Source organism: Halomonas huangheensis (genome assembly GCF_001431725.1).
Lineage (GTDB): Bacteria > Pseudomonadota > Gammaproteobacteria > Pseudomonadales > Halomonadaceae > Halomonas > Halomonas huangheensis.
Genome location: NZ_CP013106.1, coordinates 3705414 through 3730607, shown reverse-complemented (window position 1 = coordinate 3730607; position 25194 = coordinate 3705414). Strand labels below are relative to the sequence as shown.

Sequence of the window (25194 nt, the reverse complement as noted above, 5' to 3'; positions counted from 1 at the left end):
CTCGGTCACATGCCTTCTCGGAACAGGAAACAACTCATGACAAGACTGTTCAACGATCCCAGTGATTTTTGCGAAGAGGCGCGTCTCGGCGTCGTGGCGGCCCATCCCGACAAGCTGATGGCGGTACCCGGTGGTGTCGTGCGCAGCACCCGCTGTGCCGAAGGCAGTGTTGCGGTGGTGATTGGTGGTGGCAGCGGCCACTACCCGGCCTTCTCCGGTCTCGTCGGCCAGGGGCTGGCTCACGGGGCGGCGATGGGCAACCTGTTTGCCTCGCCTTCTGCGCAGCAGGTCTATTCGGTGGCGAAGGCCGCCGACAACGGTGGCGGCGTATTGCTGACCTTCGGTAACTATGCCGGCGATGTCCTGCACTTCGGTCAAGCACGCGAGCGCCTGATCAAGGAAGGTATTCCCTGCGAGATCGTGCTGGTGACTGATGATGTGTCCAGTGCCTCGCTGGAAGAAATCGAGAAGCGTCGCGGTATTGCCGGTGATCTGACCGTATTCAAGGCGGCAGCCGCGGCGGCCGAGGCCGGGGCGACACTGGCGGAAGTCGTTGCCGTCGCCAACGAGGCCAATCGGCGCACTCGCTCCTTTGGTGTGGCGTTCGATGGCTGCACTCTGCCTGGGGCTGGCGATGCATTGTTCCATGTTCCCGAGGGGCGCATGGCCCTGGGATTGGGAATCCATGGTGAGCCGGGTATCAGCGAGCAGGACGTACCGAGTGCCGATACGCTGGCCGAGCTGCTGGTGGAGCAGTTGCTGGCCGAAATTCCCGAGGGGATCGAGCCACAGGGCGCGCGCGTTGCGCCGATTCTCAATGGCCTCGGCACCGTAAAGTACGAAGAGTTGTTTGTCGTCTATCGGCGTGTCGATGAGCTGCTGCGCAAGGCTGGGCTCGAGATTGTCGAGCCGGATGTTGGCGAGCTGGTGACCAGCCTCGATATGGCTGGCGTCTCGCTGACCCTGTTCTGGCTCGATGACGAAATGGAGCGCCTGTGGCGTGCGCCCGCCAACACTCCGGCGTATCGCAAGGGCAGTGTAGTGCCTGCCGAAGCCATTGATCCTGTCGAGTTGGAACAGGCATTGGATCGGGACATTCCTGTCGCCAGTGAGGCCTCTCGGAAGCTTGCGGGTAGTACATTGCAAGGTTTGGAGATACTGGTTGAAACCATCGATGCCAACGCCGAGGAGTTGGGGCGTATCGATGCGGTGGCAGGGGATGGCGACCACGGTATCGGTATGCAGTGTGGTTGTCATGCCGCTCTTGAGGCGGCGCGCGAAGCGTTGCGGCGTGGTGCGGGGGCCGAGACGCTGTTGTCGTTTGCTGCCGATGCCTGGTCTGACCGAGCGGGCGGTACATCCGGGGCGATCTGGGGCGTGATCCTGTCCTCGATCGGTGAGTCGCTGGGTGATCAGGAGGCGTTCTCTGCTCAGCGCCTGTCGGCTGGGGTTTCGGCCGCCGCCAGCAACGTGATGAGCTTCGGCAAGGCCAGGGTTGGTGACAAGACGCTGGTCGATGTTCTTGTGCCGTTCGCCGAGACTCTTGCTGAGCACGCGGGGCAGGGCGCCGGGAATGCCTGGACTGCTGCTGCAGTACGGGCACAGCAGGCCTCGGAGGCGACTGCGCAGTTGTTGCCGAAGGTTGGTCGCGCGCGGCCGCTGGCCGAGAAGAGTCTCGGGACGCCGGATGCCGGTGGTGTTTCCCTATCGCTGATCATTCGTGCCCTGACCCCGCTGATCAAGGCGTGTGACTGACGTTTGATTCTGTGATTGGCAGGACTCGTGCACGCCCTCGGCTTTATTGTCGGGGGCGTGTGTCTATAGGGGCAGGGTAGGGATACTGGCGGGTATGCTATCGTGTGGCGCGAATTGTTGCCTTACAGTCACCTTCACCTTCAGCAAGCTGCACCAGGAATCGTGCGATGAATGACCGCGTGGAAAATGCTGACATCGATCTGATGACCGAGATTGCCACTCTCTACTATGTGCAGGGGGAGACGCAGGAGGTTATCGCCAACCGTCTCGGACTGTCACGTATTCGCGTGGGGCGTCTGCTCAAGCGTGCCCAGACCGAGGGTATCGTTGATGTCCGAGTGCGTCAGCATCCGGCGGTCAGTGCCGAGATCGAGCAGGAGCTCAAGCGTCGCTTCGGCCTAAAGCGGGCGCTGATTGCTCTCGATCATTCTGATGCGGACGCGCAGCGCTCGGCGGTGTCCAGTCTGGTTGCTGACCATTTGTCTCGGAGTCTGGCGGATGGGCATATCGTTGCCGTGGGCATGGGGCGCAACGTGGGGGCAGTGGCCGATAACGTCTTCGGTGAACGTAGTCTCGATGTGTCTTTTGTCTGCGCCATCGGCGGCTCTCTGCGCGCTGGCGAATACATGAATCCGGACCATATCTGCCGGCGTCTGGCGACACGTTTCGGTGGCGAAAGCGAGACGCTTTATGCTCCGGCGCTGGTGCAGAATACCAGCCTGCGCGATGTGCTCTACGAGAACGCCACCGTGCGTCAGACGCTCGACCGTGCGCGCCGTGCCGATATCGCCCTGATTGGTGTCGGCGATGTCAGTGAGAACAGCAACATGGTGCGGATGGGCTGGTTCACGCCTCAGGAGATTGCCGAGGCGCGCCTGTCCGGGACTATCGGTGACGTGATGGGCTACGACTTCATCGATATTCATGGCAACCCTTCCATCACTCCGATGCAGGGCCGGGTGATTGGCCTCAATATCCACGATCTGACCCGAATTCCCGACGTGGTGGCCATTGCCAGTGAGCACACCAAGGCGGTCGGTATCCTCGGTGCATTGCGCACCGGCGTGATCGACACTCTCGCTACCAGCGCTACCAACGCGCACACCATTATCCGCCTCGATGAGGCGACTCGGGCGGGGGAGAAGTGATGCGCAAGGATGTTGGTGCGAATCGAGATCAAGACAATTCCTGAGAGCTACAGCACTCAGTGGTCGATCTTGTTCACTTTCTTCCGTCCAGCCTTGGTCTGTCCTCGCTGGGTCTTGTTGTCGAGCCGCCGTTTCCTGGATGACTTGGTGGGGCGTGTGGCGATGCGCTTCTTGGGAGTGACTGCTACTGAACGCACCAGCTCCTGCAGTCGCTCCAGTGCATCAGCCCGGTTGAGCTCCTGGCGGCGGTGCGACTGGGCCTTGATCACCACCACTCCCTCCGAGGTGATGCGCTGGTCGCTCAACTTCAGCAAGCGCTGCTTGTAGAAGTCAGGCAATGACGAGGCCTGAACATCAAAACGTAGGTGAATGGCCGAGGATACCTTGTTGACATTCTGGCCGCCTGCACCCTGCGCACGCACTGCATTCAATTCGATTTCGTTGTCGGGAATGCTCACCTTTTGAGAGATGGGGAGCATAGGCTTCTCCATTGGGGCTTGGTGATGGACAGCTTGGGTTGTACGCGGAGTGCGGCTCAGCGTCAACGCGTGCATTGGTCTCCCGCTGCTGTTGGCTTGGTAACTCAGCGTCCCGCAAAGGGTCTCAAGCACTATCTCCCGGCACCAGTTCAAACCCAAGGTCGATCGCTGATGAGTCCGGCTGTCCGCCGTTGAGGCGGGTGATGATCTGAGTAGCGGCCAGGCGTCCGATGGCCTCGCGGGGGGAGTGGATCGTCGTGAGGCGTGGGGTCAGGCTCTGGCCTAGAGGCAGGCAGGTAAAGCCGGCGATGGCGATATCTTCGGGAATACGTAGACCATGCCGGTTGGCGTGCAGGATCGCTCCACAGGCCATCACATCGTCGGCGAAGTGGATGGCGTCGGCTCGGGGATGATGCTTGCGGACCTCCTCCAGAGCAGTGGCGCCCAGCTCGAATTGGCTGGGGTCGTGCCACTCCAGCAATGGCGCGGCCATGCCCTGTTCCTGCAGTCGGTCACGATGTCCTTCATAGCGCTGTTGGGCGCGGTAGTTGCCGTCCATCTGGGTGCCCGCGTAGACGATATGGCGATATCCGCGCGACACCAGATAGTCGGCCATGCAGTGTCCTGCGTGGTAGTGCGACATGCCCACGCTCATGTCGATGGCCTCACCGACCTCCATGATTTCCACCAATGGGTGGGAGTAGCGTTCGAGCACTGCGCGCACGCCTGGTTGGTGGCGAAGTCCCGTGGTTATCAGGGCGGTAGGCGACCAGCCGAGGAAGGTCTGAATCAACTCTTCCTCACGTTTCATGCTGTAGTCGGTATTGCCCAGCAGAATCTGATAGTCGTGTTGCTCGAAGGTTGCCTGCAATCCCTGTATGACTTCGATGAACACCACGTTGGACAGCGAGGGCACAATGACGGGTATGAAGCGTGAGCGCGCCGAGGCAAGGCTACCGGCGACCATATTGCGCACATAGCCGATATGCTCAATGGCGGCTTCCACCTTGTGGCGGGTGCTTTCGCGCACGCTGTCGGGTGAGTTGAGAACTCGCGACACCGTAATCGAGGAGACACCAGCCTCTCTTGCAACATCGGTGAGTGTCGGGCTGTCGAGGCCCTTGCGACGGCGCTTTTCGTGACGGGGAGGTTCGCTCATCCCTGGCTCCTCTTGGTAGGTAAGCCCTTGGACTTTGGTCGAGTCTTTGGTCGCTGGGCTTGCGACGTGTTGCTGGCTGTTCTAAAAATGGATGTTAGCGCTAACATGTTGGTTTTTCCAAGCCAGTTTGCCACTCGCTCGGAACAGCTTGTTTATGTTGGTTGCATTTGCACTTGACCCGACTGCCCCTGGCCCTGTCGCCCAACAATCAGCGCTTGCTGACGGTCGTGGAGCTCCGAGCAGTTTTGTCGAAGCGTTTTTTTCGAGCAGTTTCACCGAGTTGTTTTACCCAGGGGTTTCATGCCATGTCCGATTCATCGTCTGTACCGACGCCTGATGTCACCTACGGTGTGATCGGCCTGGGAGCCATGGGAATGGGCATTGCACGCTCGTTGTTCGCTGCAGGACTGCCGGTCATTGGTTGTGATGTTGCTGTCAGCGCCCGAGATAACTTCGCTGCCGCGGGTGGTAGGACTCTGCCATCACCATTGGCGCTGGCTGAAGAGTGTTCGGTGGTGATTCTGGTGGTAGTCAATGCCGCTCAGGTTGATGCGGTGTTATTTGGCGAGGATGGCCTGGGTGGCCTCGCCGAGCGTCTGGCGCCAGGTAGCCTGGTAATTCAATGTGCGACTGTGGCTCCGGCCTATGCCGTGGCGCTGGGAGAGCGGCTTCAGGAGATGGAACTCGAGTTACTGGATGCACCGATCAGCGGTGGTGCGGCCAAGGCAGCGTGCGGACAATTATCGGTGATGGCTTCGGGGCGAGTGGAAGCTTTTTCGATGGCTGAGCCGGCATTGGGGGCGATGGCAGCCAATGTGCACCGCCTGGGTGATGCTCCTGGTGTTGGTTCCAGCGTCAAACTGGTTAACCAGCATCTTGCCGGGGTACACATCGCCGCAGCGGCGGAAGCCATGGCGCTGGGGGTGCGGATGGGTATCGACCCGCAGCGTCTGTATGAGGTTATCACTCAGTCTGCGGGTAACTCGTGGATGTTCGAGAATCGCGTGCCGCACATTCTCGAGGGAGACTACACCCCACTGTCGGCGGTGGATATCTTCGTCAAGGATCTCAATCTCGTGCATGACACCGGCCGCGATCTGCGCCTGGCCATGCCGGTTGCGGCGAGCGCGTTGCAGCAATTTACCGCCGCCAGTGGCATGGGCCACGGACGTGAAGATGACGCGGCAGTTATCAAGGTTTACGCGGCGACGGCTGGCATTGACCTGCCGGCGACCAATGATGCCAATCACGATAGGGAAAGAGAGGAATGAGTCTGGTACTGGGAGCGATTGCCGATGATTTTACCGGCGCCACTGATCTCGCCAACAATCTGGTGCGCTCCGGCATGCGTACGGTACAGATACTGGGCGTGCCGACCGGCAAGCCGCAGCCTGAGGATGTGGACGCCATTGTGGTGGCGCTGAAATCACGCAGCTGTCCGGTAGACGAGGCGATCAAGGATAGTCTCGCGGCGTTGGATTGGTTGTCTGGCCTGGGCGCCCAACAGATATTCTTCAAGTACTGTTCGACCTTTGATTCCACCGCCGAGGGTAATATCGGCCCGGTCGCAGATGCCTTGATGGACGCGCTCAATACCCGCCAGACGGTGATGGTACCGGCATTCCCGACCACCGGACGCACCGTCTACCAGGGCCACTTGTTTGTTGGAGATCGACTGCTCAATGACAGTGGCATGCAGGACCATCCGCTCAACCCGATGACCGATGCGGATCTGGTGCGCGTGCTGGGTAGTCAAACTCCGCATTCTGTGGCGCTTCTCAATAGGCCGTTGTTGGTCTCGGGCGCTGGCGCCGCGCGTGAGCATCTGCTGTCGCTGGCCGACAATGATGTGCGTCATGTCATCTGTGACACCCTCGATGATGACGATCTCGATGTGCTGGCTGAGGCCTGTGTTGATATGCCACTGGTCACCGGTGGTTCGGGACTGGGCCAGGCACTGCCTGAACAGTACCGCCGCAGGGGCTGGCTCGATTCGGTTGACAATGCCGCGCGCCTGGTGCCGGCCAGTGGTAGCCCGTTGGTGCTGTCGGGTAGCTGTTCCCGTGCCACTCTCGGTCAGGTGGCACATTTCCTCGAACACTATCCCGGTATAGCCCTCGATCCGTTGGAGCTGGCTGCGGGTGATGAGAGTCTGAACTCAGTGCTGGACGCCGTGCGTGAGCATCGGCGCCTACGGCCCGATGAACCGATTCTGGTCTATGCCTCCGCCGAGCCGGATCGCGTCAAGGCGGCGCAGGAGCAACTCGGTGTGGCTCGCGCCGGAGAGATCGTCGAGCAGGCATTGGCGACCATTGCGGTCACCAGCGTCAAGGAAGGCGTGGGCCGACTGCTGGTCGCCGGTGGAGAGACTTCCGGTGCAGTGGTATCGGCGCTGGAGTTGGATCAATTGCGTATCGGGCCGCAGATCGATGCAGGTGTGCCCTGGACCCAGGCGCGGATTCAGACCCCGGCGGGTGAGCGTACCCTGTCGTTGGCACTGAAGTCCGGAAATTTCGGGGGTGTCGACATCTTTACCCGTGGCTTCACGTTGCTGGGGGAGGTGTCGGTATGAGTGAGGTGTTACGCAACCATCCACATAACGTGCTGCGTGAGCAGATCGCTACCTATGGCAAGTCGTTGTTCGATCGCGGCCTGACCATGGGCTCCAGTGGCAATATCAGCGTAAGGCTCGAGGACGGTGGCTGGTTGATGACGCCGACCAATGCCTGTCTTGGTCGTCTTGATCCCGCGCGAATTTCATTACTCTCGGCGAGTGGCGAGTGGCTGGATGGTGACAAGCCGACCAAGGAGAGTTTTCTGCATATGGCAATGTATGCCGAACGGCCACAGTCCGGGGCCATCGTCCATCTGCATTCGACCCACTCGGTGGCGGTGTCCTGTCTGCCGGATGTCGATCACCATGACTGTATTCCTCCGCTGACCGCCTATTACGTGATGCGGGTCGGTAAATTGCCGTTGGTGCCCTACCACATTCCGGGCGACCCAGGCCTCGGCGATGCGGTACGTGGCCTGGCGGGCAAGCACAGTGCGGTACTGTTGGCCAACCATGGCCCGGTGGTGGCCGGTAAGTCGCTGGAAGCGGCGGTCTACGCTACTGAAGAGCTGGAGGAGACGGCGAAACTGTATCTGTTGTTGCGCGGCGAGAATCCTCGTTGCCTGACAGCAGAGCAGATCGCCGAACTTGAACGTACCTTCCCGCGCGATTGATATGAGCGAGGCGGGCGCGGAACTACCTTGCTCAACGAACAGCGATGCTCAACGAACAACGATGCTCAACGAACAACGACGCTCAAGGAAAAACCATGATCAAGTTGGCTGCCAATCTCAGCATGTTGTTCACCGAACATGAGTTTCTCGATCGATTTTCGGCGGCGGCTGAGGTGGGCTTCAAGGGCGTGGAGTACTTGTTTCCCTATGCGTTCGAGGCGCAGGACATTCGGCAGCGTCTCGATGCTCATGGCTTGAAACAGGTGTTGTTCAATCTGCCGCCGGGGGACTGGGATGCCGGTGAGAGGGGGCTGGCGAGCCTGCCGGGCCGTGAACAGGAGTTTCGTGACAGCGTAGAGGTGGCGCTGCGCTATGCCGAGGCGCTCGACTGTCCGCGCCTGCATGCCATGGCGGGTTTGCTGCCGGAGGATGCAGATGATGCCGTATACCGCCGGCATCACGCCTCCTACATCGACAACCTGCGCTACGCTGCTGAGGCTTGTGCCAGCGCCGGTCGCACCTTGCTGATCGAGCCGATCAATGGCCGCGACATGCCGGGCTTCTTTCTCCAGACCCAACAACAGGCACGAGACATCGTCCGCGAGGTTGGTGTTGATAGCCTCAAGGTGCAGTTCGATCTCTATCACTGCCAGATCGTTCAAGGGGACCTGATGCACGAGATGGAAGCGCAATACCCACAGATCGGTCATGTTCAGATCGCCGGAGTACCGGAGCGTCACGAACCGGACCGGGGAGAAGTCAATTATCCCCAACTGCTCGAGCATCTCGAGGGGCTTGGCTATCGTGGCTGGGTGGGGTGTGAGTATCGGCCTCGTGCCGGTACCGTCGCGGGCCTTGGCTGGGCCTCGGCATACGGTATCGGGGGCAGAACATGAGGCAATCTACAGAGCAGTTCCGGGGAGTTCTTTCATGCATGTTCTGATTACCGGTGCCGCCGGATTTCTCGGCCAACGCCTTGCCGCACAGCTGGTGGCTCGCCAGCAGTTGAATGGCCAGCCCATCCAGCGCCTGACGCTGGTAGACCAGGTCGCGCCAGCGCTACCGGATGCCACGACGGATATTCAGTTCGTTACCGAGGCCCGGGATATCACCGCGGAACACGCCTGGGACACGTTGCTCGATGAGCGCCCGGATGTGATCTATCACCTTGCGGCGGTGGTCAGTTCGGCGGCCGAAGCCGATCTGGAGCTGGGCATGGCGGTCAACTTCGATGCCACTCGCGCGCTCCTTGATGGTTGCCGCAAGCGCGGCCTGAGTAGCACTCGGCTGGTAATGGCCAGTTCAGTGGCGGTCTATGGTGGGGAGCTGCCCGAGGTGCTCGACGATACCACCGCATTGATGCCCCAGAGTTCCTACGGTACCCAGAAGGCGATGTGTGAGCTGTTGATCAGTGATTACAGCCGCCGAGGACTGATCGATGGCCGAGTGCTGCGCCTGCCGACGATCGTCATCCGTCCGGGTCGCCCCAACGCGGCGGCTTCCAGCTTTGCCTCAAGCATCCTGCGTGAACCGCTCAATGATGAAGACGCCATCTGCCCGGTGCCAACCGAGTTGGAACTCTACGTCATGTCGCCAGGCCAGGTGATCGAGTCACTGGTGCATGGTGCAGAGGTAGAGGCCGAGCGGATGGGGGATAACCGAGCCTTCATGTTGCCCGGTGTTACCGTCCGCGTAGCGGAAATGCTTGAAGTATTGTGTCGCTATGCCGGTGACGCCGGTCTGGCGCGAGTACGTCATGAACCCGATGCAAGAGTCACTGCCATCGTTGCCAGTTGGCCCGGACGGTTCCGAACGACTCGGGCCGAGCGGCTGGGGTTCGTTGCCGACAGTGATTTCAATGCCATCGTCGAGGCTTTTATCGACGAAAAATAGATAGGTTCAGCACCTGTCCCGCAAGCCCGCGTAAATCAGAGGATACAACAATGAAGACCTTTGCACGCCGCGCTATCCCTACTGCCATTCACGCCTCACTGGGGCTGGCGATGGTTGGGATGACCCTACCTGCTATAGCTGCCCAGACCATCACTGTCGGTCATACGACTGCGGATACCTCGCATTACTCTGCGGGTGTCGATGCCTTCAAGGAACGCCTCGAGGAGCTCTCGGGGGGAGAGTTCACGGTACAGGAGCATTCTGCCGGTGCCCTGGGTGGCGAACGCGCCATGATTGAAGGCCTGCAGATCGGCACCATCGATACGGTCATTACCTCTACCGGTCCATTGGGCAATTTCGTCCCTGAAACCTATGTACTGGACCTGCCATTCCTGTTCGCCGATTACGATCAGGCCCGCTGCGTACTCGATAGCGAGATCGGCCAGGACCTGCTCGACATGATGGGCGAGCATGATCTGGTTGGCCTGGCGTGGACCGAGAACGGCTTCCGTCACATGACCAACAGCCGTCGTGAGGTCAAGCAACCGGATGATGCCTCAGGCCTGAAGATTCGCACCATGGAAAACAAGATGCACATGGCGGCCTTCGAAGAACTTGGCGTGCATCCGACTCCCATGGCGTTCCCCGAAGTGTTTACGGCACTCCAGCAGGGCACCGTGGACGGTCAGGAAAATCCGATCTCGGTGATCCTGACCAGTAACCTGTGGGAAGTGCAGGACTACCTGACGCTGACCGGTCATGTCTACTCACCGGCGATCATGCTGGCGTCACCGATTCTCTGGGAAGGGCTGAGTGAAGAAGAGCAGGGCTGGTTCCTCGAGGCCGCGCATGCTGGCGCCGAGGCAACCCGCGAGATGGTGTCGCGGCTCGAGACCGAAGGCGTCGAGGAGCTGAAAGAGAAGGGCATGACGGTAGTTGATGATATCGACAAGTCACAGTTCCAGCAGGCCGTCGAGCCGTCCTACAGCGTCTATACCGATGAGTACGGTTCCGAGTGGCTGGATCGGATTCGCGCCAGCGAATGCTCGTCCCAGTGATGAGAATGCTCGTCCATATGATGTTTTTTCGTATGAGATAGAAGAGCAGTGCCCGGGTGGTCTCTCTCCACCCGGGTGTTGGCACCTGCCATCCTGCCGGTGATGCTGGGCCGGCTCGGGAGCTTTCCATGCTGGATCTGCTGTTGCGCCTTGAACGCGCCATTTCGCAGGTGGCGCTGTACCTTGCGGTGGTCATGCTGATTGCCTCGGTCAGTCTCGGCTTCTATCAAGTCCTGACCCGCTTCGTGTTCGATGCACCCTCCACCTGGTCGGAGGTGATGGCGCGCTCGACCATGATCTGGTGCGTTTTTCTGGGGGCCGCTGCCTGTTTTCGCGGCGGCTACATGATGGCGGTTGAAGCCATCTACAAGCTGGTTCCTCGGCGCGGGCTCGTGCTGTTGGAAGTGTTCATCGCGGTCTGCTGCCTGATCGTACTGAGTATTCTGGTGTACTACGGCACGTTGATGACGCTGCGAGTGCGTTCTCAGGCGTTATCGGGAGTAGGTATCTCGATTGCCTGGATCTATATGGCCATTCCCATCGGCGCAGGATTCTCGCTGTTGTCCGTAGTGGTACGCCTCGTGGCTCAGCTCTGTGGCCGCGAGCCGATTGGGCCAGTGGACTCGGAAATTCCCGATGACATGCGCAGCGAAATGCCAGCTGACAGTCAGCCCGATAATGCAGCGCAGACCGGGAGGGAACGCGGATGAATGCCGCCATTGGCCTGTCACTGATCATTCTCTTTGCACTGGGAGTACCGATCGCCGTATCGATTCTGCTGGCATCGATCATCGGCATCGAATTCTTTACCCGCTTTCCGTTGTTGATGGTGCCCCAGCAGATGTTTGTGGGTATCGACAACTTCCCGTTGATGGCCATCCCGTTCTTTATCCTCGCCGGTAACCTGATGGCCGCTGGTGGAATTTCCCGGCGTCTGGTCGATCTGGCCAAATCGATCGTCGGTGGCCTTCAGGGCGGCCTGGCGATGACCTGTGTGTTGACCTGCATGCTGTTCGCTGCGGTGTCCGGGTCCAGTGTCGCAACCACTTTCGCCATCGGTTCGATCCTGATTCCGGCGATGGTCGCCCATGACTATCCGCGCCCATTGGCGGCCTCGATCCAGGCGTCGTCGGCGGAGTTGGGCGTGCTGATTCCACCGTCGATCCCGTTGATCCTGTATGGCGTCAGTACCGATACGTCCATCGGTCGACTGTTCATTGCAGGTATCGGTCCGGGGTTATTGGTCGGTGGCGCTCTGCTGCTGTTCCTCTATCTCTTCTGCAAGGTTCGTGGCTATGGCCTGCGTGACCGTGAGGACCGCACCTCCTTTCCACATGCAATGCGACGCGCCTGGGCGGCACTGCTGATGCCTGTAGTGGTGATCGGCGGTATCTATGGTGGCGTCTTCACGCCTACGGAAGCGTCGGCGGTGGCAGTGTTCTACGCCCTGATAGTAGGGGGGCTGGTGTATCGCGAGCTGAGTTGGCGGGAGCTGCTGCCGATTCTGCGTCAGAGTGTGATCTCCACGGCGACGGTGATGTTGATCATCTCGGCAGCAGCGTTGTTCAGTTTCCTGATCAGCCGCTCGGGGCTGCCCGGCGAAGTCGCTGCGTGGGTGACCAGGGTCTTCGACAGCCCGGTCGCCTTCTTGATGGCCGTCAATGTGATGTTGCTGATAGTCGGCATGTTCGTCGAAACATCGGCGGCAATCCTCGTGCTGGCGCCGATCTTTACCCCGATTGCCATCCACTACGGTATCGATCCGGTGCATTTCGGCCTGATCGTCGTGGTCAACCTGGCGCTGGGCATGTTCACGCCGCCGCTGGGTGTCAACCTGTTCGCTGCCTGCGCAGTAGCGAAGCTATCCATCGATCAGTTGTTACCCTGGTTGCTGCGCTTCGTACTGGTAGTGCTGGCCTGCTTGATGGCGATCACCTATATGCCGTGGATCTCGATGGGATTGGTAAACCTGCTCTATTGAACTGCAATCGCGAACAACCTGGAGTCAGATAGATGTCCGAACTGCCTGTAACACCGCAGAGTGGCGCCTTGATTGGTGATCGTTGGCGTGAAACTGCCGAGACGCTCGAGGTACTGCGTCCGTCCTCGGGACAGGTCATCGCGCGTATTGCTCGCTGTTCCGGCGAGGAAATTGATGCTGCCGTCGCCGCTGCACGTGCAGCCTTCAGTGGTGAGTTGGGTAATTGGTCACGATTCTCGGCGCGTTGTCGTGGCGAGTGGTTGTATGCGTTCGCCGATGCGATTGATGCTGATGCCGATAATCTGGCTGCGTTGGAGTGCGCCGATACCGGCAAACCGATCAGCCAGGCGCGAGGCGATATTGCCGCCTGCGCACGCTACTTCCGCTTCTATGCCGGAGCCGCCGACAAGCTGCACGGTGAGACGATTCCCTATGAATCTGAATACGCGGTGATGACGCTGCGTGAACCCTGGGGTGTCTGCGCGCAGATCATTCCCTGGAACTATCCGGCACAGATCTTCGGACGCTGCGTGGCCGCGGCACTCGCCGCAGGTAATACCTGCGTACTCAAGCCCGCCGAGGATGCTTGCCTGAGTGTGCTGCGGCTCGCCGAGTTGGCGGTGCGTAGCGGGCTGCCCGAGGGAGCGCTCAATGTGGTGCCGGGGCTGGGGCGTGAAGCCGGTGCACTGCTGGCGGCGCATTCCGATATCGATCATTTATCTTTCACCGGTTCACCGCAGACCGGAACCCTGGTTGCGCAGTCGTGTGCCGAACATCATGTACCGGTCACCATGGAGCTGGGTGGCAAGTCGCCCCAGTTGGTGTTCGCCGATGCGGATATGGATGCTGCCCTCGACGCGGTGGTGCGGGGAATCATCCAGAACGCCGGTCAGACCTGCTCCGCGGGTAGTCGCCTGCTGGTCGAGGCTTCGGTTTACAGCACCGTGGTCGAGCGTCTGCAGCAACGCTTCGAGGCGCTGCGCTGTGATGCTGGAGAGCGTGATCCGGACTGCGGTGCACTGATCAACGCCCGCCAGCGTGACAAGGTCAAGGCCTTGATTGATGCGGCTGTCGCCGATGGCATAGAAGTGGCGGCGCGTGGACAGCTTGCCGAAAGTGCTCCTGAGGATGGCTGCTTCGTGGTGCCGCATCTGCTCACGCAGATTCCGGAAGGGCATGTGGTCAGTCGTGAGGAACTGTTTGGTCCGGTGCTGGCGGTGCAGTCGTTTGCCGATGAAGCCGATGCCATTCGACTGGCCAATGCCACGGATTTCGGTTTGTGTGCTGGGGTCTGGACACGCGATGGGGGCCGTCAGTTGCGCCTGGCCAGAGCGATCCGTTCCGGCCAGGTATTCGTCAACAACTATGGCGCCGCCGGGGGCGTCGAACTGCCCTTTGGTGGCGTTGGCCGTTCCGGGCATGGACGCGAGAAGGGCTTCGAAGGGCTGAAGAGCTATACCCGCTTGAAGACGGTGGCGATTCGCCACGGCTGAGACTGAACCACAGGCCAGCGGTCTAGACAGTAATGCTGACAGGCCAATATGGCTTACGGGCCAATATGACTTACGGGTCAACAAGACTTGCAGGAGAACAGCATGACGCATCGTATCGCGGTATTGGCGGGAGATGGTATCGGCCTGGAAGTGGTGCCCGAAGGGCTCAAGGTACTCAAGGCGGCGGCAGAAGTCTTCAATATCGAGCTGGAGTTCGAGCCCTTTGATTTCGCCAGTTGCGCGTATTACACCGAACATGGCGACATGCTGCCGGCTGACTGGTTCGAGACGCTCTCGCCATTCGATGCGATCTTCTTCGGTGCGGTGGGCTGGCCGCAGACAGTGCCGGATCACGTCTCCGCCTGGGGCTCGCTGCTCAAGTTCCGCCGCGCCTTCGACCAGTACATCAACCTGCGTCCGTGCCGCTTGATGCCGGGTGTCGATTGCCCGCTCAAGGGCCGCGAGCCGGGTGATATTGATTTCCTGGTGGTGCGCGAGAACACCGAGGGCGAATACTCGCGCCTGGGCGGTCGTGCCTTCGAAGGCAGCGAGCGCGAGGTGGTGTTGCAGGAAACCTTGATGACACGGGTCGGCGTGGACCGCGTGCTGCGCTTTGCCTTCGAGCTGGCGCAGAAGCGTCCACGTCGCAAGCTGACCTCGGCGACCAAGTCCAATGGCCTGTCGATCTCGATGCCATACTGGGATGAGCGTGTCGTCGCCATGGCCCAGCATTACCCGGATGTGGGGCTGGATCAGTACCACATCGATATCCTCACCGCGCACTTCGTGCTCAACCCGGACCGCTTCGACGTGGTGGTGGCCAGCAATCTGTTCGGCGACATCCTGTCCGACCTGGGGCCCGCCTGTACCGGTACCATCGGCATTGCGCCCTCGGCCAACATCAATCCCAGCGGTGAGTTTCCCAGCCTGTTCGAGCCGGTGCACGGCAGTGCCCCGGACATCGCCGGCCAGGGCATTGCCAACCCGATCGGCCAGATCTGGTGTGGGGCGATGATGCTTGAACATCTCGGCGAGCAGGCCGCTGCGGATGCCGTGGTGGCAGCGATCGAGAAGGTGTTGGCCAGCGCTGATTCCAGTGTGCTGACGCCGGACCTCAAGGGTGAGGGCAGCACGGCGGCATTGGGTGATGCCATCCGCAAGGCGTTGCTGGAATCGTAACTGTCACAGTCATCAGGAGAAGGAGATAGCATGGACAAGCGCTTTCATGTCGGTTTGATCGGTGTCGGGCTGATGGGGCATGGCATTGCCCAGAGCCTGTTGCGCGCAGGTCATCGGCTGAGTTTTCTCGATCATCCCGGCAATCAGCCCTGCGCGGACCTGCTGCAGAGCGGAGCCGAATCCTGTGCCAGTGCCCGAGAGGTCGCTGAGGTCGCCGAGGTCGTCATTCTGTGTGTCACCGGCACGCCGCAGGTGGAAGCGGTGCTGTTCGAGGAGCAGGGTGTGTTGCAGGGACTCAAGGCCGACCAGGTGGTGATCGACTGCTCGACGGCGATTCCGGCCTCGACACGCCATATCGCCGAGCGTGTCGCCGAGGCCGGTGGGCGCTTCATGGATGCCGCCATGACTCGCACACCCAAGGAGGCTGCCGAAGGGCGGCTCAACTTGATCGTTGGTGCGCCTGAGGCATTGTTCGGCGAACTCAAGCCATTGCTGCAGAGCTTCTCGGAGCACATTACTCACGGTGGCCCGGTAGGCTCAGGGCATACGCTGAAATTGCTGCACAACTATGTGTCGCTGGGCTTTACCGCCGTCATGGCCGAGGCTGCAGCAGCCTCGCGGCGTGCCGGGATCGATGATGCGGTGCTGCTCGAAGTGTGGGGCAACGGCGGTGGTGCAGGGGTGGTGATGGAGCGTCTACGTCCGTTCATCGAGTCCGCAGACCCATCGGGCTTTCGTTTTACGCTGTCCAATTCGCTGAAGGATGTTGGCTATTACCAGAGCATGGCCGAGGGGCTGGATGCCGAGCGTGATGTGTCCGAGGCGATTCGTGCGCTCTATCAGCGTACCGTCGACAACGGCAGTGGAGATCAGTTGGTACCCGAGTTGGTCGAGTTGCTGGCCGCTGATGAGGGCGATGGCAATGGCAATGAGAGTGACCGGAAATGAAGGTTACCCGAATCGAGACGTTTCGTCCGAGCGCGCGGCCGTCACTGATCTGGGTGCGCGTGCACACCGATGAGGGTCTAGTCGGATTGGGCGAGAGCTGGTTTGGGGCCGAGACCATCGAGGCCGATATCCATGGCCGCATCGCGCCGCTGATCCTCGGCGAGGACGCCTCGCGGATCGAGGCTCTGCATCGCAGCATGCGACCCTACGTTGGCTTCTGCGGCACCAGCGCCGAAATCCGTGCGTTGTCGGCGGTGGATGTGGCGCTGTGGGATATCGCCGGTAAGCGCGCCGGATTGCCGCTGCATGAGCTGTTCGGTGGGCGTAGCCGCGATCAGGTACGGCTCTACAACACCTGTGCCGGTCCCGACTATGTATCGAAGTCGGCGGATGTGCGTCCCGGCAACTTTGGTCTTGAAAAGCCTGGTCTTGAAAAGCCTGGTCTTGAAAAGCCTGGTCTCGAAAAGCCTGGTCTCGAAAAGCCGGGTCTCGGCAAGGGCGACAGCGGCGAGAACCGTGAACGGCCCCGCTACGAGGACCTGCAGGCGTTTCTGGAGCGTCCCGCCGAGCTGGCCGGGGAACTGCTTGAGATGGGCATCAACGCGATGAAGATCTGGCCCTTCGACTTTGCCGAAGGCGCGCGCGACGGTGTCGATATCAGTCCCGAAGACCTCGCACGTGCGCTCTGGCCCTTCGAGGAAATCCGCCGCGTGCATGGCGAGCGCATGAAACTCAAGGTCGAGCTGCATGGGTTGTGGAACCTGAGCAGCGCACGGCGTATCTGCCAGGCGCTGGCGCCGATTCAGCCCGACTGGGTCGAGGACCCGATCTGGATGGATCGCTTTACGGAGCTGGCCGAACTGACCGATACCGGCGTGCCCATCGCCGGAGGTGAGACCCTCGGTGGGTTGGGGCAGCTGCGCGACTTGATCGCCACCGGCCGCGTGCATTCACCGATCATCGATGTCACCTGGGGCGGCGGCATCACCTTTGCCCGCAAGGCCGCTGCGCTGGCCGAAGCCCATGGTCGACCGATTGCCTTCCACGACTGCTCGGGCCCGGTGACCCTCGCGGTCTCGACGCATCTGGCCATGGCGCTGCCCAATGTTGCCGAGCAGGAGTTTACCCGTGCCTTCTACTACGGCTGGTACGGCGACTGCGTCGAAGGGCTGCCTCCAATCAATAACGGCTATATCCGTGCCGCCGAAGGCAACGGTCTGGGCGTGAGCCTGGCTCCGGCGATTGTCGAAGCCGGCGATGACGTTGTGACGCTCAGGGTGAGTCAGTAAGGGTCCCACCACGCCGCAGGCGTTCGAAGAAATCATCGCCGCCCATCTGGCCGCCCTTGAACACCACTTCAAGGCCGTCGTGTTCGGCAATGTCGCTGTGCGCGGTGCACAGCGGGGCGCCTGGCGCGGCGGGGAAGGGGGCCTTCAGGGTCAGGGCATGAATATCCAGCGCGCTGATGGCGTGGCTGGAGGTATCACCGCCGGACACGCAGACTCGCGATAGCTGGTGACGGGCGGTGAGCTGGCGGAGGATATCGCCGAGGCTGCGCCCGAGGATATGCCGAGCTTCTTCGTTGGCCAGCGCTGACTGGTGGCTCTGTGGCCCGCTGGCGGTATGCAGAATGACACTTCGGCCACTGGCCAATGCCTTGTCGCCCTGCTCAATGGCCTGTTGGAAGGCCGCAGCATGGTGGTTGGCGTCGGCGAGGCCGATGGCGTCGATGGCGATGATCTCGAAGCCGTAGCGTTGCGCGGCTTCGATCTGGCGGGCGGTGGTCGCGGAGACGCTGCCCGAGACGACGGCGATACGATCCACTTCTCCCGCCTCGGCGAAGCGCGCCGCGGTGGTGATTTCCTCGCAGCGCTGCCATTCGCGGGTCAATGCATATTCGACACCGGATGACCCCACTACCAGTCGACCCTCGGCGCAGCGGGTGCGCCATAGCTGGCGACCGACTTCGGCCTGGTGGCGTTCATCCAGCACATCGAACAGGACTGCTGGATACTCGTTCAACGCCTGATCGACTTTGGCATCCAGCTCTTTAGTGTCCAGCTCTTTGGCATCCACCCCCTTGGCAAGCAGCGTAGGTGCATCGATCAGGCCGATGGCCATCGACGTCTGCTCGGCCAGGTGGCGGCGCAGGTCGGCTTCGCGCATTGGCGTGACGGGATGACAGGACATCACCGGATGGCGGTCGATGCGATAGATCTGGTCCTGCCAGGCGGCGTGCAGCTCACCGAAGATGGTATAGCGGCGCAGTTGTGGCACGCCGACGACCAGCGGTATCGGCGCCTGGTGAAAGACCTCACGACCGACTTCCATGGCGCAGCCGATACTGCCGATCCGGGGACTGCTGTCGAAGGTCGAACAGGTCTTGTAATGCGTCAGTGGTGCGCCTCGCGCAGCCAGCCATTGCAGTGCCGGCTGCAACTCACGCCGCATCCATTGCGGTGACTCGCTGCGGCTGGTGCCAGCCAGGCCGATGGCGCGACAGTCAGCGAAGCGCTGCAGCTGTGCTTCGCTGGGCAGGCGGGTGAACAGCACCGTCGAGACCCCGTGGCATTCCAGCGCTTCCAGCGCATCGGTGGAGCCGGTGAGGTCATCGCCATAGTAGGTCAGTAGCAGGGAACTCATGGAGCGAAGGCCTCCAGGGCGCGGGCCAGTTCCGGATGCTCGCGGCCATATTGCGCAGCATCCACGCCCAGCGCGGCGGCTTGCCAGGCCTGGCGTAGGCTACGCACTCCGGCGGCGATACCATCGGGGTGGGCCATGATGCCGCCCCCGGCGGTGACGATCAGATCATCAACGCCACCGACGGCCCGCCAGGTGGCATCCGCCTGGCAAGCGGTCTGGTTGGAGGAGAACACCGGCATCACGGTGTGTGCCGGGCGCGGTGGCTGGAACAGTGGCGTCAGACAGGCGCGGGCGCTGGCGGTAACGCTGTCGTTGGATTCGGAGAACTTGTTGTCCAGCCCATTGACGTGCAGGTGGTCGACACCGACCAGCCGCCAGAACACCTGCCAGGCGGCGAAGTCGATGCCCAGCAGCGGATGACGGCTGAGCATGCCCCACCCGGCACGATGCCCGTGGATGGCAAGCGCACTGTGACGCCGCAGCTCGCTGACGCCCGACAGGCCGACGGCATTCACCGCCACCATCACGCAGCTTCCGCCTGCCGCCGCCACATAGTCGTGATGACGACGCATTTCATCGAGATCGCCACTGATGTTGAAGGCCACCATTACCTTGCGACCGGTGCGTTGCTCATGCTCTCGCACCAGTGGCATGACCGCATCGACTCGCGCTTCGAGGGGGTTGTGGGGGCCGTTGGCCTGCAGCTCGTCATCCTTGATGAAATCGATGCCTCCTTCGAGCAGTTGGGCCACGACATCGGCAGTCTGGGTAGGAGACAGACCGACACTGGGTTTGATGATGGTGCCGATCAAGGGCCCGCTGTCGATTCCGGTCAACTGGCGAGTCCCCTGGATGCCGAATTGCGGGCCGGGCCAGGCGTCGGCGAAGGCATCGGGGACCGACAGGTCGAGCAGACGCAGCCCGGAAAACTCCTTGAGCTCGTAGAGATTACCGGCCACGGTGGCCATCAAGGTGGCCAGTGAGGTGCCGCAGTTGGCCAGCGGCCAGGACAGCCGTACCCGCGCGCGTCGATAGCGGGTGCCGGGAGGCTGTGGGCGAGTAGGCATCGGTAGCGATGGGCTGTCCACGTCCTCCAGTGGCTCGATCGACTCGACGCGCGCGGCATGCTGCTCACGCAGTTCGTCGGTCTCTGCGGCGAGGCGGGTGAAGGTACCGCAGGACTGCTCTCCGGCCATGACGTCGCAGGCACGCTCTAGATCGAAGGGCGTTTCGATCAGGTAGCTGGCCTCGATACGCTCACTCATCATGCTTCCCTCTGTCGTCCGGCTGTCGGGTTATGCTGGCAGCATCAGGTGATGCGGCGAATACTCTCGGCGATTTCCTCGGGCTCGAAGACCTTCTTCCAGTCGTCACGCATCAGCATCGGCTTGCCGTTCTCGATGGCCTTGTTGCAGGCATCGGAGAAGGCGCCGGGCTGTTCGTCGAAGATCACCGCACCGAGGATATTGAGATGGCCGAGCAGGAAGTCGCGGGCACATTCATGGCTGACACCGCGAGCGACGACTTCATCCATGGCTTCACGCATGACCGCCAGCAGCGTGGCGCAGACCGTTTCCGATAGACCCGGTTCGAGCAGAGCCATTTCCTCGACGCTGACCCGGTGGGTGCGGCCGACCGGCGCATAGATGGCGCGCGCGATATCTTCACCAAGGTCGAAATGCTGTGCTTCGCCCTGCATCAGCGAGCTGACCACATGCTGAACGGCATGGCTGCCACCGAAACGATCCAGCAGCGCATCGACATCGGGTTCGGTATTGAAGATCGACGGATGGCAGGGGTGGGTGACGAAGTACACCAGGTCGTCACGCGGCGGCAGATGACCGGCAAAGGGCGCCGCGGCATCGAGGCAAATGACCATGGTGCCGGAGGAAATATGCTCGGACAGGTCGTGGGCGATGCGCTGGATCAGCGTGTCGGGGACGGCGAGGATCACGACGTCGACATCCTTGACCGCCTGTTCTGCGCTGTCCACACAGGTAATGCCTAGCTCATCGCTGAGCCGCTGGCGACCCGCCTCGCTGACTTCAACGTGGCGAATCCGGTAATCCGTTTTCTGCAGGTTGCGCGACAGGCGGGTGCCCATCTTGCCGCCTGCACCAATCAAGGCAATGCTGGTCATGGGGTTGGACCTTTCGTTGTTCTGTAGGTTGAATCAACTGGTATAATGACATGACAAGTTGACGGGCTGTCAATTGCAACCTTGGTCGTGCAGGCGCGGCAGGCGCAGCGTTATGCGGCATCATACAGATCAGGGAACACGCCTCGCGCTGGCATGGCAGAGGGCATGCCGTGAGTATGCTGGTGAGCGCGAGCCTGCCATGAACCATGGATAGATGAATGAGCGATTTGAAGATTCCCCGCCGCAAGCTGGCGGATGAAGTGTTTGACCGTCTCTATCAGCAATTGCTGAATGGCGACTATAAAGCGGGAGACGTGCTGCCTTCCGAGCGCGAATTGATGGATACCTTCGGCGTCGGCAGACCGGCAATACGCGAAGCAATGCAGGCTCTGGAACGTCTCGGATTGGTGGCCATTCATCATGGGCAGCGGCCACGCGTGGTCGCCCCCAGCGCTGAAGGCATGCTGGCGCAGATCGAATTGACGGCCATGCATATGTTGTCGACCGAACCGGCGACGCTTGAGCATCTCAAGGAAGCGCGGGCCTTCTTCGAGTTGGGGATGGTAGCGAGAGCTGCGCGTAGTATCGACGCTGCAGGCATTGCCCGGTTGGAAGAGCTGATTCAGCAGCAGGACAAGGCACTCAACAGTGATATCGATGCCTTCATTGCCGCGGATATGGCTTTTCACATCACCATTGCCGAGACCACAGCCAACCCGATCTTTATCGCCGTCAGTCGTGCGATGCTCGACTGGCTGGCGAGATTTCACACCTCGCTGCTGCATTGGAAGGGCAATGAGAGCATCACCCTGGAAGAGCACCGGCGTATTCTCGAGGCGCTGGCCAATGCCGATGAGGCGGCCGCCGTGCGTGAAATGGACCGGCATTTGACGCGAGCTGGGGGGCTTTATCTACCCAGTTAGACAAGCATTCATCCATTTATCTGCTTCGGGCGACCAGATGATGACTAGAGGAAAGTGACGTGGATAGCGCTATCGTCTATTGGCTGGATATGGCGGGCACGGTGGTCTTTGCGCTCTCCGGAGTGCTGCTTGCCTGCCGGTCACGGATGGACCCCATCGGCATGCTGGTACTGGCGGCGGCAACTGCCGTAGGTGGCGGCACCATGCGTGATCTGGTGTTGGGCGTGCAGCCGGTCTTCTGGGTTACCGATACTCTCTATCTGTGGGTGGTACTGGCCACTGTGCTCGCCTGTCTGGTGGGCTATCGATACATCCATCGACTCAACCGAATATTCCTGCCGATTGCGGATGCCTTTGGTTTGGCGCTGTTTGTGGTGATCGGTGCCAACAAGGCATTACTGTTGGGATTCAGCGGCGTGGTAGCCGTACTGATGGGGCTATTTACCGGCGTTGCCGGAGGAATGATCCGTGACGTGCTGGCGCGCCGAGTACCACTGGTTCTGCGCAGTGAAATCTATGCCACGGCAGCCATTGCCGGGGGCATCGTCTATGTCGTCTGCGATAAGCTCGGAGTCGCTCCTCTGGGGCTGGTGCTGTCGCTGTTGACGACGCTGGGGCTGCGCCTTGCAGCGATTCGTTGGAGGCTTTCATTGCCGGTCTTCGTCTGGGCAATGCTTGATACGCATGCCAGCACTGACAAGGATTCAAATCACCCTGGCTCAGATCAAGATAGCTCGGACCACAACGAGATACATCGCAATGCCTCGAAGCAAGGCTCAACCAGCGACCGGCAGGCGAACTCCGACGCTGCAATATCGACCGGGAAAGTGCCGCTGCAACCGGTGCGTCGCAAGATGCGGGTGCGGATGGTACCTCACCACCAGGCGCGTCGACTCTGGCCGGATGATGGAGATTGAGTGACGAGTTTCAAGAGGTAAGAAATGAGAGGTAAGCCGGAGGAGAACAGAGGGAGGAGATCAGAGGGAGGAGATCAGAGGGAAGAGGGAAGGGGTTAGAGCCCCCCCCCTGGCTCGACAGCTCCCTTCTACACCTTCACTGTCTCCGGTGGTGTCGGATCGTTCTGCCCGACATGCGCCATGCCCGGCAAGGTTTCCAGCTGATCCTGTTGGTCGGCGAGGAAATGCAGGTGGCGTTGATATTCGCTGAGAATATCGTGCAGCACTTCCTGGCGTGTGTAGCCGTTGAGATCCTGCCCGATACCGCCTTCGCTGAGATGTACATCGAGACGCAGGTAGTAATCATCGTCGGCGGGCAGGAAACTCGGTGGTTTCATGCGCAGTGGTCGTACCGCATAGATGAATGGCGGCGCACCCTCGAAGTCGACACGTAGTGTCGGGCACACTGGTTGCTGACCGGCCTGGCTGTCTTCCTCGAGACTGGCCTCCATGCCACGGCTTTGCATCTCATCGGCGAACTCGGCCAGCGCAGGGCGAATGGCGTACTGCAATGTGGCCTCGGCGCCACTGCGTGTGGAGCCATCCAGGGTGCGGTCGAGGCGCTCTCGCCAGTCGCTGCGCGATGTCTGATGCGAAGCGATATGCAGGCGACTGTCGGCTTTGCTTGCTTCGCTCTTGAGTGAGCGCAGCAGTGAGAACATGGTCAGAAAGATCACCAGCGAGAAGGGCAACGCGGTGATCACCACAGCACTCTGTAGTGTGCGAAGTCCACCGCTCATCAGCAGGGCCTGCGTGATCAGGCCGATGATCGCCGACCAGAATATGCGCAGTGGAATCGGTGCATCGTGGTTTACGTCACGCAGCAGATAGGTGAAGTTCGACAGCACCAGCGCACCGGAGTCTGCGGAGGTAACGAAGAACACGATGCTCAACAGTGTGACCAGAGTCGCGGTGAGTTTGACCCAGGGGAGCTGCTCGAGAAAGGTGTAGATCGTTGCCTGCGGCATGTTGATCGCCTGCTCACCCAGCTCGGTCAGGCCTCCATCGACCATGCTGATGCCGCTATTGCCGAACACCGACATCATGATCATCACGAAGATCAACGGGATGAACAGGGCGCCGGCGACGAACTCTCGGATGGTGCGTCCTCGCGAGATGCGAGCCAGGAACAGCCCGACAAAGGGTGCCCAGGCGATCCACCAGCCCCAGAAGAACACCGTCCAGGCGCTGAACCAGCCGCTCTTGTCATCATCGTAGGCATAGGTATGAAACGTCATGCCCGGGAGACTGACCAGGTAGTCGCCGACGTTCTGCACCAGTTGGTTGAGGCCCTTGAGGGTTTCTCCCTGAAACAGCACGAACAGTACCAGAGCACCGACCAGATAGAGGTTGAACTCGGAGAGTATGCGGATGCCTCGGTCGACACCGCTGACCACTGATAGAGTCGCCATGACCACCACCAGCACGATCAAGCCGCTCTGTGCGATCAGACCCTCGGGAATGCCGAATAGATAGTTCAACCCGTAGTTCATCTGGATCACACCGATACCCAACGCAGTAGCGATACCGAAGACTGTTGCCAGTACGGCGGCGATATCCACCGCATTGCCGATCGGGCCATAGATGCGCTGCCCGAGCAGAGGATAGAGGGTCGAGCGGATCGCCAGTGGTAGACGGTGTCGATAGCTGAAGTAGGCCAGCGCCATGCCCATCAACACATAGAGTCCCCAGCCGGAGATGCCCCAGTGGAAGTAGGTCTGCACCACCGCATGCCGTCTTGCCTCCTCGGTGGCAGCCTCGGCGAACGGAGGATTGAGATAGTGAGTCAGCGGCTCCGAAACCACGAAGAACAGGATTGCGCCACCCAGCCCGGCGGCGAACAACATCGCCGACCAGGAGAGTAACGAGAATTCCGGGCGCGAGTGGTCCGGGCCAAGGCGAATACGCCCGAAGCGCGATAGACCGATGGCGATAACGAACGCCAGATAGGCAGCGATCGCCAGCATGTAATACCAACCGAAAGTATTACCGATCCAGTTGAGGCCGGCATTGAAGAAGGTCGTGGCATGGTCGGTGAAGACCATGGCATAGACCAGAAAGACCAGAATACCGGCCACAGAGCCGTGAAACACGGCGCTGTTGAGGCGACTGCCCGTTTGGGCATCTCTATCGGAGGAGTTCATGGCTATCTCGTATTGTTGTTGTCAGGAACGTCTCGTTACTCATTCAACCTCTATTCATCCAGTGACA

The 25194-nt window shown here is 60.7% G+C and carries 22 protein-coding genes; 16 read left to right on the top strand and 6 right to left on the bottom strand.

Translation table 11 applies throughout. The features are described from left to right. Positions 1-36: 36 nt before the first annotated feature. Positions 37-1755, top strand: coding sequence for a dihydroxyacetone kinase family protein (locus AR456_RS16105; protein ID WP_021818308.1), 1719 nt, complete (start codon positions 37-39; stop codon positions 1753-1755). Positions 1756-1922: 167 nt separating this feature from the next. After that, positions 1923-2903, top strand: coding sequence for a sugar-binding transcriptional regulator (locus AR456_RS16100; RefSeq protein ID WP_021818309.1), 981 nt, complete (start codon positions 1923-1925; stop codon positions 2901-2903). Positions 2904-2959: 56 nt separating this feature from the next. Here AR456_RS16100 and arfB read toward each other — a convergent pair whose 3' ends face one another. Together arfB and AR456_RS16090 are read right to left on the bottom strand one after the other, a co-directional pair. Then, a complete protein-coding gene (gene arfB, locus AR456_RS16095; protein ID WP_021818310.1) occupies positions 2960-3382 on the bottom strand; it encodes an alternative ribosome rescue aminoacyl-tRNA hydrolase ArfB in 423 nt (140 codons plus the stop codon). 124 nt (positions 3383-3506) lie between these two features. After that, the gene (locus tag AR456_RS16090; protein ID WP_021818311.1) at positions 3507-4541 is read right to left on the bottom strand and encodes a LacI family DNA-binding transcriptional regulator; all 1035 of its coding nucleotides are present in this window, start codon (positions 4539-4541) and stop codon (positions 3507-3509) included. Positions 4542-4846: 305 nt separating this feature from the next. Between AR456_RS16090 and ltnD the strand changes: the two genes are divergently transcribed. The 12 genes from ltnD to AR456_RS16030 all read left to right on the top strand — a co-directional run bounded on the left by ltnD (position 4847) and on the right by AR456_RS16030 (position 17610). After that, entirely contained in the window at positions 4847-5812 is a 966-nt protein-coding gene (ltnD, locus tag AR456_RS16085; protein ID WP_021818312.1) for an L-threonate dehydrogenase, read from the top strand. After that, the gene (gene otnK, locus AR456_RS16080) at positions 5809-7113 is read left to right on the top strand and encodes a 3-oxo-tetronate kinase (RefSeq protein ID WP_021818313.1); all 1305 of its coding nucleotides are present in this window, start codon (positions 5809-5811) and stop codon (positions 7111-7113) included. The genes ltnD and otnK overlap by 4 nt, the downstream gene beginning before the upstream one ends. Then, complete coding sequence (gene otnC, locus AR456_RS16075) at positions 7110-7769, top strand: 3-oxo-tetronate 4-phosphate decarboxylase (protein ID WP_021818314.1); 660 nt, start codon at positions 7110-7112, stop codon at positions 7767-7769. Before otnK ends, otnC begins: the two co-directional genes overlap by 4 nt. 95 nt (positions 7770-7864) lie before the next feature. Continuing rightward, positions 7865-8665 (top strand): 2-oxo-tetronate isomerase, encoded by an 801-nt coding sequence (gene otnI, locus AR456_RS16070; RefSeq protein ID WP_021818315.1) that lies wholly within the window; start codon positions 7865-7867, stop codon positions 8663-8665. Between the two features lie 34 nt (positions 8666-8699). Then, the gene (gene denD / locus AR456_RS16065) at positions 8700-9662 is read left to right on the top strand and encodes a D-erythronate dehydrogenase (protein WP_021818316.1); all 963 of its coding nucleotides are present in this window, start codon (positions 8700-8702) and stop codon (positions 9660-9662) included. A gap of 50 nt (positions 9663-9712) precedes the next feature. Continuing rightward, on the top strand, positions 9713-10720 hold the full coding sequence (locus tag AR456_RS16060; RefSeq protein ID WP_021818317.1) for a TRAP transporter substrate-binding protein: 1008 nt from the start codon (positions 9713-9715) through the stop codon (positions 10718-10720). Positions 10721-10848: 128 nt separating this feature from the next. Further along, on the top strand, positions 10849-11430 hold the full coding sequence (locus tag AR456_RS16055; RefSeq protein ID WP_021818318.1) for a TRAP transporter small permease: 582 nt from the start codon (positions 10849-10851) through the stop codon (positions 11428-11430). Further along, positions 11427-12701, top strand: a complete 1275-nt coding sequence (locus AR456_RS16050) for a TRAP transporter large permease (protein WP_021818319.1) — start codon at positions 11427-11429, stop codon at positions 12699-12701. The genes AR456_RS16055 and AR456_RS16050 overlap by 4 nt, the downstream gene beginning before the upstream one ends. A 32-nt stretch (positions 12702-12733) precedes the next feature. Next, the gene (locus tag AR456_RS16045) at positions 12734-14194 is read left to right on the top strand and encodes an aldehyde dehydrogenase family protein (protein ID WP_021818320.1); all 1461 of its coding nucleotides are present in this window, start codon (positions 12734-12736) and stop codon (positions 14192-14194) included. A 102-nt stretch (positions 14195-14296) separates the two neighbouring features. Then, on the top strand, positions 14297-15373 hold the full coding sequence (locus AR456_RS16040; protein ID WP_021818321.1) for a tartrate dehydrogenase: 1077 nt from the start codon (positions 14297-14299) through the stop codon (positions 15371-15373). Positions 15374-15403: 30 nt separating this feature from the next. After that, on the top strand, positions 15404-16321 hold the full coding sequence (locus tag AR456_RS16035) for an NAD(P)-dependent oxidoreductase (RefSeq protein ID WP_021818322.1): 918 nt from the start codon (positions 15404-15406) through the stop codon (positions 16319-16321). Continuing rightward, a complete protein-coding gene (locus tag AR456_RS16030; RefSeq protein ID WP_021818323.1) occupies positions 16318-17610 on the top strand; it encodes a mandelate racemase/muconate lactonizing enzyme family protein in 1293 nt (430 codons plus the stop codon). The genes AR456_RS16035 and AR456_RS16030 overlap by 4 nt, the downstream gene beginning before the upstream one ends. Here AR456_RS16030 and AR456_RS16025 read toward each other — a convergent pair. From AR456_RS16025 to AR456_RS16015, 3 genes are read right to left on the bottom strand one after another with little or no spacing between them, the layout of a single operon-like run. After that, positions 17594-18964 (bottom strand): four-carbon acid sugar kinase family protein, encoded by a 1371-nt coding sequence (locus AR456_RS16025; RefSeq protein WP_021818324.1) that lies wholly within the window; start codon positions 18962-18964, stop codon positions 17594-17596. The two genes, AR456_RS16030 and AR456_RS16025, sit on opposite strands and share 17 nt — an antisense overlap. Next, on the bottom strand, positions 18961-20232 hold the full coding sequence (locus tag AR456_RS16020) for a ribulose-bisphosphate carboxylase large subunit family protein (protein ID WP_236995516.1): 1272 nt from the start codon (positions 20230-20232) through the stop codon (positions 18961-18963). The genes AR456_RS16025 and AR456_RS16020 overlap by 4 nt, the downstream gene beginning before the upstream one ends. Positions 20233-20273: 41 nt before the next feature. Then, complete coding sequence (locus AR456_RS16015) at positions 20274-21104, bottom strand: phosphogluconate dehydrogenase C-terminal domain-containing protein (protein ID WP_021818326.1); 831 nt, start codon at positions 21102-21104, stop codon at positions 20274-20276. 218 nt (positions 21105-21322) lie between these two features. Here AR456_RS16015 and nanR point away from each other — a divergent pair, with 218 nt between their 5' ends. After that, entirely contained in the window at positions 21323-22027 is a 705-nt protein-coding gene (gene nanR / locus AR456_RS16010; RefSeq protein ID WP_021818327.1) for a transcriptional regulator NanR, read from the top strand. 59 nt (positions 22028-22086) lie between these two features. Beyond that, positions 22087-22944, top strand: coding sequence for a trimeric intracellular cation channel family protein (locus tag AR456_RS16005; protein WP_021818328.1), 858 nt, complete (start codon positions 22087-22089; stop codon positions 22942-22944). Positions 22945-23072: 128 nt separating this feature from the next. Here the strand turns inward: AR456_RS16005 and betT are convergent, their stop codons facing one another. Continuing rightward, positions 23073-25127: a choline BCCT transporter BetT gene (betT, locus tag AR456_RS16000; RefSeq protein WP_021818329.1), complete on the bottom strand. Its 2055-nt coding sequence runs from the start codon at positions 25125-25127 to the stop codon at positions 23073-23075. Positions 25128-25194 lie beyond the last annotated feature (67 nt).

Excerpts from the sequence above, each read along its gene's own strand:
- betT (WP_021818329.1), bottom strand. The coding sequence starts at position 25,127 with ATGAACTCCTCCGATAGAGATGCCCAAACGGGCAGTCGCCTCAACAGC.
- AR456_RS16090 (WP_021818311.1), bottom strand. The coding sequence starts at position 4,541 with ATGAGCGAACCTCCCCGTCACGAAAAGCGCCGTCGCAAGGGCCTCGAC.
- AR456_RS16100 (WP_021818309.1), top strand. The coding sequence starts at position 1,923 with ATGAATGACCGCGTGGAAAATGCTGACATCGATCTGATGACCGAGATT.
- AR456_RS16055 (WP_021818318.1), top strand. The coding sequence starts at position 10,849 with ATGCTGGATCTGCTGTTGCGCCTTGAACGCGCCATTTCGCAGGTGGCG.
- AR456_RS16015 (WP_021818326.1), bottom strand. The coding sequence starts at position 21,104 with ATGACCAGCATTGCCTTGATTGGTGCAGGCGGCAAGATGGGCACCCGC.
- arfB (WP_021818310.1), bottom strand. The coding sequence starts at position 3,382 with ATGCTCCCCATCTCTCAAAAGGTGAGCATTCCCGACAACGAAATCGAA.
- AR456_RS16045 (WP_021818320.1), top strand. The coding sequence starts at position 12,734 with ATGTCCGAACTGCCTGTAACACCGCAGAGTGGCGCCTTGATTGGTGAT.
- AR456_RS16030 (WP_021818323.1), top strand. The coding sequence starts at position 16,318 with ATGAAGGTTACCCGAATCGAGACGTTTCGTCCGAGCGCGCGGCCGTCA.
- AR456_RS16035 (WP_021818322.1), top strand. The coding sequence starts at position 15,404 with ATGGACAAGCGCTTTCATGTCGGTTTGATCGGTGTCGGGCTGATGGGG.
- nanR (WP_021818327.1), top strand. The coding sequence starts at position 21,323 with ATGAGCGATTTGAAGATTCCCCGCCGCAAGCTGGCGGATGAAGTGTTT.
- AR456_RS16040 (WP_021818321.1), top strand. The coding sequence starts at position 14,297 with ATGACGCATCGTATCGCGGTATTGGCGGGAGATGGTATCGGCCTGGAA.
- denD (WP_021818316.1), top strand. The coding sequence starts at position 8,700 with ATGCATGTTCTGATTACCGGTGCCGCCGGATTTCTCGGCCAACGCCTT.
- AR456_RS16025 (WP_021818324.1), bottom strand. The coding sequence starts at position 18,964 with ATGAGTTCCCTGCTACTGACCTACTATGGCGATGACCTCACCGGCTCC.
- otnI (WP_021818315.1), top strand. The coding sequence starts at position 7,865 with ATGATCAAGTTGGCTGCCAATCTCAGCATGTTGTTCACCGAACATGAG.
- ltnD (WP_021818312.1), top strand. The coding sequence starts at position 4,847 with ATGTCCGATTCATCGTCTGTACCGACGCCTGATGTCACCTACGGTGTG.
- AR456_RS16020 (WP_236995516.1), bottom strand. The coding sequence starts at position 20,232 with ATGATGAGTGAGCGTATCGAGGCCAGCTACCTGATCGAAACGCCCTTC.
- AR456_RS16050 (WP_021818319.1), top strand. The coding sequence starts at position 11,427 with ATGAATGCCGCCATTGGCCTGTCACTGATCATTCTCTTTGCACTGGGA.
- AR456_RS16060 (WP_021818317.1), top strand. The coding sequence starts at position 9,713 with ATGAAGACCTTTGCACGCCGCGCTATCCCTACTGCCATTCACGCCTCA.
- otnC (WP_021818314.1), top strand. The coding sequence starts at position 7,110 with ATGAGTGAGGTGTTACGCAACCATCCACATAACGTGCTGCGTGAGCAG.
- otnK (WP_021818313.1), top strand. The coding sequence starts at position 5,809 with ATGAGTCTGGTACTGGGAGCGATTGCCGATGATTTTACCGGCGCCACT.
- AR456_RS16105 (WP_021818308.1), top strand. The coding sequence starts at position 37 with ATGACAAGACTGTTCAACGATCCCAGTGATTTTTGCGAAGAGGCGCGT.